The organism is Nonomuraea sp. NPDC004186 (assembly GCF_053603495.1).
Genome location: NZ_JBSGFQ010000118.1, coordinates 22,811 through 36,107 on the forward strand (window position 1 = coordinate 22,811; position 13,297 = coordinate 36,107).

Sequence of the window (13,297 nt, forward strand, 5' to 3'; positions counted from 1 at the left end):
AGGCGCGCGCTCCCGGGTGAGGGCGGTGAGCTGGGCGGTCGCCCGCCGGGCGAGGGTGGCAGAGCGGTCGGTCGGCACTTGGTGAAGGCGGTTGGGTGCTGGCGGGAGTTGTCTGGTCAGGTCCGCACAGCAAGAAGCCCCAGTCCCGGCGAGTGCCGTGGGCTGGGGCTTTCAGCATGGTGGACGATACTGGGATTGAACCAGTGACCTCTTCCGTGTCAGGGAAGCGCTCTCCCGCTGAGCTAATCGTCCTTGTGAGGTGGCGACGGGATTTGAACCCGTGTGGACGGCTTTGCAGGCCGCTGCCTCGCCTCTCGGCCACGCCACCGAGCCGGAAGCTCCGAGCGGAAGACGGGATTCGAACCCGCGACCCTCACCTTGGCAAGGTGATGCTCTACCACTGAGCCACTTCCGCATCCGCCCCGTTTAACCGGGGCGACGAGAGAACTCTAGCGAATCCTGGCCGAGTACCCAAACTGGATTACGCTCACGCAGGTCACGTGTGGCCCCCGTTGACGGTGATGCGCTGGCCCGTGACGAACGCGCCGCCCTCCGAGGTGAGGAACGAGACGGCCGCCGCGACGTCATCAGGCGTGCCCATGCGGCCCAGAGGCACCTCCGCGAGGTAACCGCTCTCGTCGAGGCCCGCATGCCGTTCCACCGGGATCCAGCCTGGGGCGACGACGTTGACCGTGATGCCGTACGGGCCCAGCTCGCGGGCCCAGACCTCGGTCATGGCGTGCTGGGCGCTCTTTGCCGCGATGTAGGCGGACATGCTGGGAAGCTTGCGGTCCACGATGTCCGAACCGATCTGGATGACGCGTCCGCCGCCGTGTTCCTTCATGCCCGGCAGTACCGCCTGCACCAGCAGTGTCGGGCTCTTGACGAAGAACTCGAGCTGGTCGAGTTGCGCCTGCCAGGTGAGGTCCTCCAGTGCGATGGACGGCTGCGGGCCGGTCGCGTTGACCACCAGGACGTGGATCGGGCCCAGGCGCTCGGCGACGTCGGCCACCAGGGACGACACGTCGGGCCCGTGCGTGACGTCGGCGGCGAACGCCTCCGCGACGCCGCCCGCGGCGCGGATCTCGTCCACCACCTTCGTGGCTCCGGCGGCGTCCCGGCTGTAGTTGACGGCGACGGCCAGGCCGTCGGCGGCCAGCCGGCGCGCGATCACGGCACCGAGGCCGCGCGACGCGCCGGTCACGAGGGCGACTGCTGTCATGAGACCCGACTCTAGCGACGGGCTCTGGTGACGAGCGCTGGTGACGAGCGCTGGTGACGAGCGCTGGTGACGTGAGCGCCGTAGGACGGGTTCTAGCGGCCTCGCGGGCCGCCGGAAACGCCCGTCGAGTACGGTGCCTCCGTCTCCAGGCGGTAGTCCCGGCCGGAAACGGCGCGGTTGCCCTCGATGACGCGTTCGGAAGGCGGCCGTTCCCCGTCCGCCAGCGCCTGCCGCATCCGCCGGAACCGCTCGTGCTCCTCCAGCACGTACCCGGTGCCCAGCGTCGTGCGGTCGGCCTGGGTGGCGAGCAGGTCGCGGAGGTAGGCCTTGTTCGGCTCGAACGTCATCGGCGGCGGGCACGCCTGGGCCAGCACCTGGTCGGGATCGCGCCCGTCGAACCGCCGGAACAGCTCGGCCGCCAGCCGCAGGTGCTCCAGCTCCATGTTGAGGTGCAGCTCCCAGATGCCCTTCACCCGGGGATCCGACTCGGTCTCCATGCACGAGTAGTACAGGTAGCACTCGTTGTACTCGTGGTTGAGCAGCCGCTCCCACCAGCTCTCGCCCCCGTCGGCCAGCGACTCGTAGTGGGTGAGGTGCCCCTCCTCCACCAGCCCGATCTCCTGGTAGAGCCGGCGGGCCGCGGGCTCCAGGCACATGGGACCGGCGTTCATGGAGAAGTTCATGATCTGCTGCTCGACCGCCATGACGGTCAGCGCGTGCAGCCGCGACAGCGGCTCCGTCGTCCCCCGGTCGTACGGCTCGCGCACGTTGTCCACCGGATCCCGGTGCTGCAGGTGCGTCGGCCGCCCCGGCATCACCTCGGTCACCCGGCCCACGATCTTCTCGGCCGCGCGGTGCTCGATCATCTCGTACAGGTTCGCGTACCGGTAGAGGTGGTCGAGGTGCTCCAGCAGGCCGAACTGGTAGGCCTGCTTCAGATAGTCGTCCGGCTCCAGCCGCGCCGCCCACGCCGTCAGGTCCACCGCCGCCTGCTCGTAGGCGATCGTGGTCTCCAGCACCGACGACAGCCCCGACAGCAGCCAGTTGACCACTTTCTGCTGCTGCGCCTCGATGTAGCGCACCCGCGCCAGTTGCTGCCTGATCTCGGTGTCGGGACAGTGGCGGGCGAGCTGGTGGCTGAAGAGGATCGCCTCCGTCTCGATCGCGTTCATGGTGATGATGCGGCAGCGCGTGTAGGGGTCGGTGTGGTCGGGGTCGATCGGCGTGACGTTCAGCTCGTTCCAGTGGCGCAGCTGGTCGTCCAGCGGGATACCCCGCTCCTGCAGTGGGTCGAAGGCCATGTGGCTGCGCTTACCCGGGGCGAAATGCGGCAACCTCCGCTTTCGGTCCTCTGACGGCCTGCGTTCGGTAAGGAAGCGCGTGTCCGCCGGAGGCTCGGGTAGGGCGCGGGCGTGGGTGAACAAGATGTCATCGATTTGCTGGTGATCCAGCACAGCCAGATCAGGGACCTGTTCGACGAGGTGGAGCAGGCGCCGCCGGACAAGGTGGAGGAGGCCTTCGACCGGCTCACGCGGATGTTGTCCGTGCACGAGACCGCCGAGGAGGAGATCGTCCATCCGTACGCGCGCAGGAAGCTCGACAACGGGCAGGGCGTCGTGGGCGACCGCCTGACCGAGGAGAACCGCGCCAAACAGCTCCTCCTCGACCTTCACAAGGGCGGAGTGGACCATCCGCAGTTCTGGGAGCGGCTCGGTGAGCTGCGCCTGGCCGTGGCGGCGCACGCCCGCAGCGAGGAACGGTACGAGTTCGTCAAGTTGCGCGCGAAGACCTCCGCGGTCGAGCGGCGGGCCATGGCCGCGGCGGTGCGGGCGGCCGAGACCCTCGCCCCGCAGCGCCCGCACCCCGGCACGGAGAGCGCCACCAAGAACGTCCTGGTGGGCACGCCGATCGCGCTGATGGAGCGGGCACGGGAGCTGATCCGCAAGGCGCTCGGCAAACGCGGCTGACCTTTCTGCGCACGTCGCGAGGCGGCGAGCGCGGCCGACCCTCGACGCACGTCGCAAGGTGCTCGGCAAGCGCGGCGTGACCCTTCGACGCGCGTCGAAATGTCGACGTACTAGCGTCGTACGCATGGAGTACATCGCTCGCGACGCCGACATAGCGCCCGTCGCCGCGCTCATTGCGGACCCGACCAGGGCGGCCATGCTGACCGCCCTCCTCGACGGGCGGGCCCTGGCGGCGGGAGAGCTGGCCCGGGTGGCCGGGGTCAGCGCCGCCACGGCGAGCGCCCACCTGTCCAGGCTGCTCGACGGGCGGCTGGTCGACGTCGTACGCCAGGGCCGCCACCGCTACTACCGCCTGGCCGGGCACGACGTGGCCGAGGTGCTGGAGGTGCTGGCCAGGGTCAGCGCCCGCCCGCCCGTACGGTCCCTGCGCCAGTCCAGGCAGGCCAGGATGCTGGAGGAGGCCCGCACCTGCTACGACCACCTCGCGGGACGCGCCGGGGTGGGGTTGCTCGACCGGCTCACCGAGGGCGGCTACTACGCGGCGCAGGACCTGACCGAGGCGGGAGAGCGGCTGCTGGCCGGCATCGGCGTGGACGTGGACGGCGCGCGCAGGTCGAGGAGGCGGTTCGCGCCCGAGTGCCTGGACTGGACCGAGCGCAGGTCGCATCTGGGCGGGGCGCTGGGGGCGGCGATCACCGAGGTGCTGTTCGAACGGGACTGGTACCGGCGCGGCAAGGTGCCCAGAGCGGTGGTCCTCACCGACGAGGGCAGGGAGGGGCTGTCCGCATTGTTCCCAAGTAAGGAGCTAACATCGGGTACGCCGGTTACCTAGCGAGCAGCGAGAGAGAACGCCCCATGCGCGACAACGAGGTCGTGAACGTCGGCCCCGAGCCCTTGACCTTCGACGACGTCATCCGGGTGGCCCGCCACGGCGCCCCCGTACAGCTCACCGACGACGCCCTGGCCGCCATCTCGGCCGCCCGCCAGCGGGTGGACGAGCTGGCCGAGAGCCCGACGCCCGCGTACGGCATCTCGACGGGCTTCGGAGCCCTGGCCACCCGCCACATCGACCCGGCGCTGCGCGCCCAGCTCCAGCGCTCGCTGGTGCGCTCCCACGCGGCGGGTAGCGGGCCCGAGGTCGAGACCGAGGTCGTGCGCGCGCTCATGCTGCTGCGCCTGCACACGCTCGCCACCGGCCACACCGGCATCAGGCCCACCACGGCCAAGACCCTGGCCGCGCTGATCAGCGCGGGCATCACGCCGGTCGTGCACGAGTACGGCAGCCTCGGCTGCTCGGGCGACCTCGCGCCGCTGGCGCACGTCGCGCTCACGCTGATGGGCGAGGGCGTCGTACGCGACGGCTCCGGGAACCTCCAGCCCGCCGGCGAGGCGCTCAAGCAGGCCCACATCGACCCCGTCGAGCTGGCCGCCAAGGAGGGCCTGGCGCTCATCAACGGCACGGACGGCATGCTCGGCATGCTCATCCTGGCCATCCACGACCTCACGGCGCTCGTCAGGACCGCCGACGTCAGCGCCGCGATGAGCGTGGAGGCGCTGCTGGGCACCGACCGGGTGTTCATGCCGGAGCTGCAGGCGCTCAGGCCGCACCCCGGCCAGGCCCTGTCCGCCGCCAACATGACCAAGGTCCTGCGCGAGTCCGGCATCATGGCCAGCCACCGCGACCCGGAGTCCTGCACCCGCGTCCAGGACGCCTACTCGCTGCGCTGCGCCCCCCAGGTCGCCGGTGCCGCCCGCGACACGATCGCGCACGCCGCCACCGTTGCCGGATGGGAGCTGGCCAGCGCCGTCGACAACCCCGCGGTGCTGGCCGACGGCCGCGTCGAGTCCAACGGCAACTTCCACGGCGCGCCGATCGGGTACGTCCTGGACTTCCTGGCCGTGGTGGCCGCCGACCTGGCCTCGATGTCGGAACGGCGTACCGACCGGTTCCTGGACGTGGCCCGCAACCACGGCCTGCCCGCCTTCCTGGCCCACGACCCCGGCGTGGACTCGGGTCACATGATCGCCCAGTACACCCAGGCGGCCATCGTCTCCGAGATGAAGCGCCTGGCCGTGCCCGCCAGCGTGGACTCGATCCCCAGCTCGGCCATGCAGGAGGACCACGTGTCCATGGGCTGGTCGGCGGCGCGCAAGCTGCGCAGGTCGGTGGACGGGCTCACCCGCGTGCTGGCGGTCGAGGTGCTCACCGCCGCCCGCGCGCTCGACCTGCGCGCCCCTTTGGAGCCCGCGCCCGCGACCGCGGCCGTCGTCAGGGCCCTGCGCGAGACCGTGCCCGCCCCCGGGCCCGACCGGTTCCTCGCGCCGGAGATCGAGTCCGCCGTACGCCTGGTCGCCGAGGGCGGCGTGGTCGCGGCGGCGGAGTCGGTCACCGGTCCCCTGAATTAGCCGGGGATTGCGACGATCAGGTCCACCTCCAGCAGCAGCCCCGGCCGGAACAGCCTGGACACCTCCACGGTGGTGCTGGCCGGGGGCGTGCCGGTGATGTACTTCGCGCGGACCCGCCCGTAGTCGAGGAGCTGGTCCATGTCCGTCACGTACGTCCGGATGAACGCGATGTCCTCGAACGCCGCCCCCTGGTCGGCCAGGATGCGCGAGATCACCTGGAAGATGTGCTCGGACTGGGCGGCCATGGATCCTTCGCCGACGATGTTCCCCTGCTCGTCGAAGGCGGCCTGGCCGGAGACGTAGAGCATGTCGCCGACGCGTACGGCGTGCGAGTAGCGGCCGTTCGTGGCGGGGATCGTCGACAGGTTCAGCGGCACCGCACGGTGGGTGATCCCCCCGCCGACGTGCTCGGCGATCGCCGTCAGGTCGCGCTCCCCCAGCCCGGCCGCCCGCGCCTCCTGCAGCCTGGCCCGGGCGGCGCCGGCCATGGAGGCGCCCTCCCAGGCTCCCAGCTCCAGGTCCTTGGTCGCGTGCCCCAGCGAGTAGCGGGTCTCGGCGGACGGCACGCGCAGCCGCTCCGCCAGCGTGCCCAGCGGGGTGCCCGACAGCACGTCGGCCAGCGCGCCACGGTCCACGCCGTGCGCCTCGCCGTACGCGAACGTCTCCGCCAGCAGCACCTGGGCGGGCACGATCGCGCTCATGACGGCGATCTTCATGGCCGCTCCCGCGCCCAGCGGCCCGACCTCCCGCACCGACCCGAACACCGACAGCACCTCGCGGCAGCCCGACACGTCACCGCCGGCCAGCACGGTCAGCGTGCCGTCGGCCGCGGGGCCCACGCTGCCCAGCACCGGCGCGTCCACCAGGCCCACCTCGGCCGGCAGCAGCGCGCGCAGCTCGCGCACCGCCTCCGGGCCGATCGTGGACATCTCCACCACCGTCGCGCCGGGCCGCAGCCCCGGCCGCGCCGCCGTCAGCACCTCCCGCACCGCGGCCGGGTCGCTGAGCATGGTGATGACCAGCTCGGCCCCGTCCACCGCCTCCGCCGCGGTCACGCCGCTCCCGCGCCGCCACGTCGTCACCTTGTGCCCGGCCTGGGTCAGCCGCCGGGCCATGGGGACGCCCATGCGTCCCTGTCCGAGAAAAGCAATCATGCGTCACAGTCAACCTGGATGCGAGGTATTCCACCACCGACTAGATTGCATATCAGCCATGCGAGATCTGAATGCCTTGGACCCGGGAGCGCTGCGGCTGTTCCACGAGGTCGCCGTGAGCGGCTCCTTCACGGCCGCCGCCGAGCTGCTCGGCTACACCCAGTCGGCGGTCTCCCGCCGCGTCGCCGCGCTGGAGCGCGCCACCGGCGGGCCGCTCTTCGAGCGTCTGCCGCGCGGGGTGCGCCTGACCCCGGCGGGGAAGGCGCTGCACCGGCATGCCACGGCCGTGCTCGACCGGCTCGAACGCGCGGGCGAGGAGCTGGCCGCCATCCACACCGGCCGGGGCGGGACGCTGCGGGTGGGCGCGTTCGCCACGGCGAACGTGGATCTGGTGCCCGGCACGCTGAAACGGTTCGCCGAGCGGCGGCCCGACGTCGAGCTGCGGCTGATCGAGGGGCTGACCTCGCGGCTGATGGACCGGCTGCGCGGGGGCGCCCTCGACGTGGCCGTGATCAGCGACTACCCGGCCGGGCTGTCCGCCGAGGGCGTCCGTACGGTGCCGCTGCGCGAGGACCGGCTGCTGGTCGCGCTGCCCGGCGGCCACCGCCTGGCCGCCGAGGCCGACGTGGACCTGCGGGACCTGGCGGAGGAGACGTGGATCGAGGCCGCCCCGCGCGGCCAGCCGACCCTGCTGGTGACCGCGTGCGCGGCGGCCGGGTTCACGCCGCGCAGCGGGCTGCGGGTGGCCGAGTGGACGGGCAAGTTCGGCTTCGTCGCCGCCGGGCTCGGGGTGACGCTGGTGCCGGAGCTGGCGGCGCGGGCCGTACCGGGGGATCTGGTGCTGCGCCCGCTGCGGGGGATGGCGCCCGCGCGGAAGGTGTACGCGGCCCTGCCCGAGGCGCCGCTGCCGGCCGCGCTGGAGCTCGTCGAAATGCTGGGAGAATGGAGAATGTGTACGACGGTTTCGCCCACTTAGGTCACGTGTACGCGACCGGGTTGCGTGACGTGACCTCCGACCTGGCCGCGCTCGACGGCGAGGGCTGGTGGGCTGTCGTCGTCGACTACGAGGGCAAGGTGACGTGTGCCCGGTTCGACCGGGTGCGCGAGTCTCCCCTGCCCGCTCCCGCCCGCCCCTGGCACGGGCCCCGGCCCGACCAGTGGCGCAGTTCGCTCGATCAGGCCGCCTACGAGCGGGGCGTGCGCGCCATCCGCGGCTACATCGAGCGGGGCGAGGTCTACCAGGCGAACCTCTGCCGGATCCTGACGGCCCCCGTCCCGGCCGACGCCGACCCGCTCGCCCTGGCCGCCCGGCTGGCCGCGGGCAACCCCGCGCCGTACGCGGGCGTCATCCGGGTGCCCGGCCTGAGCGTGGTGTCCGCATCGCCCGAGCTCTACCTGTCGCGTGACGGCGACGTGGTGGAGTCCAGGCCCATCAAGGGCACCGGCGCGACCGCGGACGACCTCCTCGACAAGGACTACGCCGAGAACGTCATGATCGTCGACCTCGTCCGCAACGACCTCGGCAGGGTCGCGGCCGTCGGCTCGGTCGAGGTGCCGTCGCTCTGCGCCGTCGAGGAGCACCCGGGGCTCGTCCATCTCGTCTCCACCGTCCGGGCCAGACTGGCGCCGGGGGCGGGCTGGCCCGAGCTCTTCGCCGCGACTTTCCCGCCCGGATCTGTCACGGGCGCGCCCAAGTCGTCGGCTCTGCGCATCATCAACGAGCTCGAACCTGCACCCCGGGGGCCGTACTGTGGGGCTGTGGGCTGGGTCGACGCCGACCGCCGCCGGGCGGCGCTGGCCGTGGGCATCAGAACATTCTGGATCTCGCCGTTGGCTCACGGCAAGGGCGAGCTCCGATTCGGCACGGGAGCGGGCATCACCTGGGGCAGCGACCCCAGGCGCGAATGGCTCGAGACCGAGCTCAAAGCAGCCAGGCTCATCGCACTGGCATCCACAGGAGGAACTACATGAACATCCCTGTCTGGGTCAACGGCGAGCTGATCGACCCCGCGCAGGCCACCGTATCGGTGTTCGACCACGGACTCATGGTCGGCGACGGCGTCTTCGAGACCATCAAGATCGTGAACGGCCGGTCGTTCGCTCTCACCCGTCACCTCGACCGGCTCACGCTCTCCGCCCAGCGCATGGACCTGCCCGAGCCCGACGTCGACGCCATCGCCGACGGCATCGGCAAGCTCCTGGCCGTCGCGCCCGCGTGGGCGCTCGGCCGCATCCGCGTCACCTACACCAGCGGCCCCGGCCCCCTCGGCTCCGACCGCGGCGACCAGGGCACCACCTCCGTCGTCATCGTGGACGAGCAGAAGCCGTTCCCGGCCACCGCCAACGTCACCGTCGTCCCCTGGCCCCGCAACGAGCGCGGCGCCCTGTCCGGGGTCAAGAGCACCTCGTACGGCGACAACGCCAAGGCCCTGCTGTTCGCCAAGAAGCGCGGCGGCGGCGAGGCCATCTTCGGCAACCTGGCGGGCGACCTCTGCGAGGGCACCGGCTCCAACATCTTCATCGTCCGCGACGGCCGCCTGCTCACCCCCACCCTCGAGGCCGGCCCCCTGGCCGGGGTGACCAGGGCGCTGGTGCTCGAATGGTGCGGCGGGGAGGAGACCGACGTGCCGCTCTCGGCGCTGTACGAGGCCGAGGAGGCGTTCCTGACCTCGACGACCCGCGACATCCAGCCGATCAGGCTCGTCGACGACACCGAGCTGCCGATCGCTCCCGGCCCGATCACCACCAAGGCCATGCGGATCTTCGCCGAGCGTTCCGCCGCCGACCTCAACCCGTAGGCCGCGAGGGGCGGGGGTGCCGGGCGTCACCGGTGGACGACCGGCTCCTTCTGCTCGCCGGGGAACACCATGATCAGCAGCTCCACGGCGCCGTCCGGCGGGTCCGGGACCTGGTAGACCTGCTCGCGCCCGCGCAGGTGGACCCGGACCCGGTAATGCCCGGGGCCGGCCGCCGTGAGGCCCCGGATGCGGCGGCCGTCGCCGTCGGAGAGGGTCAGCGAGCCCTTCGGGCTCTCGTAGCCCACCTCGACCACCTCCTTCCAGCCCCTGGTCTCCAGCGGCGGCCGCCTGGTGTAGGACTCGACGGTCACGCAGGCGTGCCCGACCTCGTCGGCCGCCCAGATCGTCAGCGCTCCCGGCTCGCTCCCGACCAGGTCCTCGACCAGGTCGGGAACGCGGCCCTCGGAGCCGTCCTCCCACCCCCCGACGGTCCAGAACTCGGTGAACATCGTGGCGCGCCGCTGGCGGGCCGGCTTGATCCTGGGGCGGTGGGGCCGGTGCCGGGCGCACGCCCGCTCCTTCCCGGCGACGTACGCGGCCGCTTCCTCCTGCCGCTGCTTCTCCTGCGCCGCCTCCCAGCGCGCCACGGAGGGGCAGAGCGAGGCCAGCGCCGGCAGCAGGGACGCATGGGGCGCGTCCCGTACGGCGGGCACGCCGATGTCGCCGCCGTGCCGATCGGCCAGGCCGCACAGGTGGTGCCCCTGGGCCAGGACGATGCGGTCGGACGACTCGTTCCACTCCTCGATGCCCTCGCCGGGGAAGAAGCCGTAGCCGCGAACCCGGCACAGGAAGTCCTTCTCCTCCTTGCGCAGCCCCTCGACCGTGCCGCGGCCGAATCCGGCGCAGTCGAGCTCGCTGTCGGCGCTCACCTTGCCCGGGGGGACGGACCCGACCGCGACCAGGAGGGTCGCCGTCACCGTCAGGACCACGGCGGACGCGCGGACGAGGCGGCCCCGCCGGACGAACGCGCGCCGGGGAGGGCGCGCCGCGAGCAGGATCAGGATCGGGGGCACCAGGACATAGAGGTCCATAGGCCCTACGGCATGGCATCGCGGGTTGAGCGCGTACATGAGGAGCTGCAGGAGGCTCGGGAGGAGCAGGACGGTGGCCGCGGAGCGGGCGACGATCCGGCCGAGCCGGTCACGCCCCTTCCGCAGGCTCGCGTACCAGCCCGCGAAGCCGAGGACGATCAACGGTGCGCCGCCGTACGAGAAGAGCGGGAAGTCCCGCAGCGCGCTGTCCCAGTAGCGGACGGACAGGTCGATCCGGCACGAATACAGGGTCACGAACCCGTACACGCCTGTGGCGTCCTCGGGTTCGGACAGGAGCGCGTCGATCCGGAACAGGACGCCGGGCAGCACCGCGAGCAGCAACGCCGACGCCCAGCGAGCCGATGATCGTCGGGACACGACAGCGAACATTAGCGGGTGGCGCTCACCGGTGAGACACTTCCCCGTCACCGGGCGGCGGCATCCGACCCGGCTCGGGCAGAGGACGAGGTGTGGCGAAGACGACCCGTATCTTCCTGCTCGCGGCCGTGGTCTGCGCGCTCGCCGTCTCCGGCGGGTCCGCCCTGCCGCCCGTGGGCGGATTCCCGCTCGGCCGGGCCTTCGGCGGCGTCCTGGTCTTCCCCGGGACGGGCGGGGGCACGGTGGCGGTGCTGGTCGCCTTCTCGGTCGCGCTGACCGGCGGGGCGTATCTCGCGTTCCGGTGGGCCGGGTTCGGCGGGTCGCGGCTGGGGGTGCTGGTCTGCTGGGGGCTCGCAGGCGGTCCCGCGGGGGTGCTGGCCGTGCTGATGTGGGCGCGGCTGCGAGGTGTGCCCTTTCGGGAGCACCTGACGTACGCCGCCTCCTGGGGGATGGCGACGGCGCTGCTCGCCGCAGTGCTGGTGCTAGCCGTCACCCGGGCGGCGCCAGCCGAGTCCGCGAAGCAGGGCACGTCGGCGTTCCGGCCGCGTGGCTGGGTGCTGCCGGGCCTGGTGGCGGGGTGGTCGGTGGTGTGGAGCGCCTTCCTCGGGCGGCAGGAGCTGCTCGCCTGGCTGCCGCTCTCGCTGAACTACTTCGACCAGGTGGCCGTGGTGCTCGCCGCCGTCGCGGCCGGGTCGCTGGAGGGCGTGCTGCGGCGGCGATTACCGGTCGAGGGGCGGCCGGGGCGGGCGTTCGTCCTGGCGTGGATCGCGCTGACCGCCGCCCCGGTCGTGTACGCGGCCGTCGTCGCCATCGACCGCGGCATGCGGGAGCTGCTGCTCGCCGACCCGCTGGACTGGGCCTGGGCGGCGGAGTACCTCCGCGACCTCGGGGCGGCGCTGATCGCCCATCCCGCCCAGGTCGCCGTGCCCCCGTTGCTGCTCGCGGCGGCCGCCATCGGGATCCAGACGGTCGTTCCGGCCAGGGAGCGCCCGGCCGCGGCACCCGATCCCGTGCGGCCCGATCGGCGGTGGAGCCTGCTGGTGGCCGGGGCGGCGCTCGCGCTGACGTACTTCTGCCTGGCCGTCACCTCGAGGTTCCCGCTGCTGACGCGGCGGACGTTCGACGAGGGGACGCCCGCGCCGCTGCGGGCGCTCGCGCTGCTCGCCCCGCCCGATCCGGCGCTGGGCGGAACCGTGGTGGTGTGGGTGTGGGCGGTGGTGGCCGTGTTCGGGGTGACGGCGGCGGCGCTGGTGTACGTCGCGATCCGGGGGCAGCTCGTACGGCTCTTCCCCGCCTCTGACTACCTGCTGCTGACGGGTGCGCTCGCACTGGCCACCGCGCTGGCCTGGAACCTCGGCAGCGTGATCGGCCACGCGGTCACCGGCGAGCGGCCGCTGGACGTCGCGCCCGCCCGGGAGGCCGCCGCGTTCACCGGGTTCGTGGTGCCGGTGTTCGGGGCGCTGCTGTTCATCGTGCATTCGCAGGTCGGCCTGACCAGGTTCGTACGCATTGTCGAGCTGGCGGGCGAGGAGGGCTGGGCCAAGCTGCGTGAGCGGTACCGGGCCTGGAAGGAGCAGGTGCGCCCGCACGTGCCGAGCCGCCGGGAGCGCGGCCTGGCCGCGGCGCGGGCGGGCGGGGCGGCGCTGGTGATCGCCGTGGTGGCGGGGGCGTTCCAGGGGTTCGGCGTGGGACCGCCCGTGGGGCGGGCCGACGCGCCGTTCCTGGCCGTGCCGGTGCTGCGCGTGACCCGGCCGCCGCTGGAGAACCTGACCGGCGCGCTCTACGTGCTGCTCCTCGCCGGGCTGGTCTACCTCGGCTTCGCCCGGCTGAACACGAAGGAGCGCCGCGCGGCCCCGTTGCTGGCCGTCTGGGGGCTGTCGGTGCTCGCCGGCGGGCTGGCCGGCCTGTTCGACCCGGTCACCGGGCTGCAGACGGGCCTCGTCGCCGGGCCGCTCGTGGCCGCGGCGCTGGTGGTGCCGCTGCGGCGGAAGATCCTCCTGTACGGCGCGGCGCTGCTGGTGCTCGTGGCGGCGGCGCCGGCCGTGCAGGGCGGCCCGGCCCGCGAGCGGGTCGCGATCGGCCCTGTCGCCTGGCGGGAGCAGCGCCCGAGGCTCATGATCGACGTCTCCTACCCGCGGGCCCAGGGCGCCGACGCGGCGCGGATCAACGCGGCGCTCGCCGAGCCCGTACGCGAGGCCGTCGAACGCACGTCGCGAAGCCTGCGGGCCGATCCCGCGGCCACCGGGCAACGTGGCCGACTCCGCTGTCGAGGGGCGATTGGCCGACGCGCTGGAGCAACTGCGGTGGGCTCTCGGCACCGGGGTCGCGCCCGTACTGCTGG

At 72.7% G+C, this 13,297-nt stretch carries 11 protein-coding genes and 3 tRNA genes; 7 read left to right on the plus strand and 7 right to left on the minus strand.

The genetic code is table 11. The annotated features are described in order from the left end of the window. Positions 1 to 177: 177 nt before the first annotated feature. The 5 genes from ACWEPL_RS53405 to ACWEPL_RS53425 form a co-directional block, all read right to left on the minus strand. A tRNA-Val gene (locus ACWEPL_RS53405) sits at positions 178 to 252 on the minus strand. Between the two features lie 5 nt (positions 253 to 257). Next, positions 258 to 328, minus strand: a tRNA-Cys gene (locus ACWEPL_RS53410). A gap of 15 nt (positions 329 to 343) precedes the next feature. Further along, positions 344 to 415 (minus strand) — tRNA-Gly (locus tag ACWEPL_RS53415). Positions 416 to 496: 81 nt separating this feature from the next. Then, the gene (locus ACWEPL_RS53420; protein ID WP_452441037.1) at positions 497 to 1,222 is read right to left on the minus strand and encodes an SDR family oxidoreductase; all 726 of its coding nucleotides are present in this window, start codon (positions 1,220 to 1,222) and stop codon (positions 497 to 499) included. A gap of 92 nt (positions 1,223 to 1,314) precedes the next feature. Further along, positions 1,315 to 2,523: a hypothetical protein gene (locus tag ACWEPL_RS53425; RefSeq protein ID WP_363972215.1), complete on the minus strand. Its 1,209-nt coding sequence runs from the start codon at positions 2,521 to 2,523 to the stop codon at positions 1,315 to 1,317. A gap of 111 nt (positions 2,524 to 2,634) precedes the next feature. Here ACWEPL_RS53425 and ACWEPL_RS53430 point away from each other — a divergent pair, with 111 nt between their 5' ends. From ACWEPL_RS53430 to hutH, 3 genes are all read left to right on the plus strand, one after another. After that, positions 2,635 to 3,189, plus strand: coding sequence for a hemerythrin domain-containing protein (locus tag ACWEPL_RS53430; RefSeq protein WP_452441038.1), 555 nt, complete (start codon positions 2,635 to 2,637; stop codon positions 3,187 to 3,189). A 124-nt stretch (positions 3,190 to 3,313) separates the two neighbouring features. Further along, on the plus strand, positions 3,314 to 4,021 hold the full coding sequence (locus tag ACWEPL_RS53435; RefSeq protein ID WP_452441040.1) for an ArsR/SmtB family transcription factor: 708 nt from the start codon (positions 3,314 to 3,316) through the stop codon (positions 4,019 to 4,021). 23 nt (positions 4,022 to 4,044) lie between these two features. Beyond that, positions 4,045 to 5,595, plus strand: a complete 1,551-nt coding sequence (hutH, locus tag ACWEPL_RS53440) for a histidine ammonia-lyase (RefSeq protein ID WP_452441041.1) — start codon at positions 4,045 to 4,047, stop codon at positions 5,593 to 5,595. Here the strand turns inward: hutH and ACWEPL_RS53445 are convergent. Next, positions 5,592 to 6,749 carry a Rid family hydrolase gene (locus ACWEPL_RS53445; RefSeq protein WP_452441042.1) on the minus strand — a complete coding sequence of 386 codons (1,158 nt, stop codon included), beginning with the start codon at positions 6,747 to 6,749 and terminating at the stop codon, positions 5,592 to 5,594. The two genes, hutH and ACWEPL_RS53445, sit on opposite strands and share 4 nt — an antisense overlap. 58 nt (positions 6,750 to 6,807) lie before the next feature. On the opposite strand from ACWEPL_RS53445, the gene ACWEPL_RS53450 reads away from it, so the two are divergent. From ACWEPL_RS53450 to ACWEPL_RS53460, 3 genes are read left to right on the plus strand one after another with little or no spacing between them, the layout of a single operon-like run. Then, positions 6,808 to 7,725, plus strand: a complete 918-nt coding sequence (locus tag ACWEPL_RS53450; protein WP_363972220.1) for a LysR family transcriptional regulator — start codon at positions 6,808 to 6,810, stop codon at positions 7,723 to 7,725. Next, entirely contained in the window at positions 7,692 to 8,720 is a 1,029-nt protein-coding gene (locus ACWEPL_RS53455) for a chorismate-binding protein (RefSeq protein ID WP_363972222.1), read from the plus strand. The genes ACWEPL_RS53450 and ACWEPL_RS53455 overlap by 34 nt, the downstream gene beginning before the upstream one ends. After that, on the plus strand, positions 8,717 to 9,547 hold the full coding sequence (locus tag ACWEPL_RS53460; RefSeq protein WP_350727106.1) for an aminotransferase class IV: 831 nt from the start codon (positions 8,717 to 8,719) through the stop codon (positions 9,545 to 9,547). Before ACWEPL_RS53455 ends, ACWEPL_RS53460 begins: the two co-directional genes overlap by 4 nt. A gap of 26 nt (positions 9,548 to 9,573) precedes the next feature. Here the strand turns inward: ACWEPL_RS53460 and ACWEPL_RS53465 are convergent, their stop codons facing one another. After that, a complete protein-coding gene (locus tag ACWEPL_RS53465; protein WP_452441044.1) occupies positions 9,574 to 10,956 on the minus strand; it encodes a hypothetical protein in 1,383 nt (460 codons plus the stop codon). A 92-nt stretch (positions 10,957 to 11,048) separates the two neighbouring features. On the opposite strand from ACWEPL_RS53465, the gene ACWEPL_RS53470 reads away from it, so the two are divergent. Beyond that, the coding region (locus ACWEPL_RS53470) for a hypothetical protein (protein WP_452441046.1) at positions 11,049 to 13,297 on the plus strand (2,249 nt) is incomplete at its 3' end.

Coding starts and splice junctions, on each gene's coding strand:
- ACWEPL_RS53420 (WP_452441037.1), bottom strand. CDS start 1,222: ATGACAGCAGTCGCCCTCGTGACCGGCGCGTCGCGCGGCCTCGGTGCC.
- ACWEPL_RS53425 (WP_363972215.1), bottom strand. CDS start 2,523: ATGGCCTTCGACCCACTGCAGGAGCGGGGTATCCCGCTGGACGACCAG.
- ACWEPL_RS53435 (WP_452441040.1), top strand. CDS start 3,314: ATGGAGTACATCGCTCGCGACGCCGACATAGCGCCCGTCGCCGCGCTC.
- hutH (WP_452441041.1), top strand. CDS start 4,045: ATGCGCGACAACGAGGTCGTGAACGTCGGCCCCGAGCCCTTGACCTTC.
- ACWEPL_RS53445 (WP_452441042.1), bottom strand. CDS start 6,749: ATGATTGCTTTTCTCGGACAGGGACGCATGGGCGTCCCCATGGCCCGG.
- ACWEPL_RS53450 (WP_363972220.1), top strand. CDS start 6,808: ATGCGAGATCTGAATGCCTTGGACCCGGGAGCGCTGCGGCTGTTCCAC.
- ACWEPL_RS53455 (WP_363972222.1), top strand. CDS start 7,692: ATGGAGAATGTGTACGACGGTTTCGCCCACTTAGGTCACGTGTACGCG.
- ACWEPL_RS53460 (WP_350727106.1), top strand. CDS start 8,717: ATGAACATCCCTGTCTGGGTCAACGGCGAGCTGATCGACCCCGCGCAG.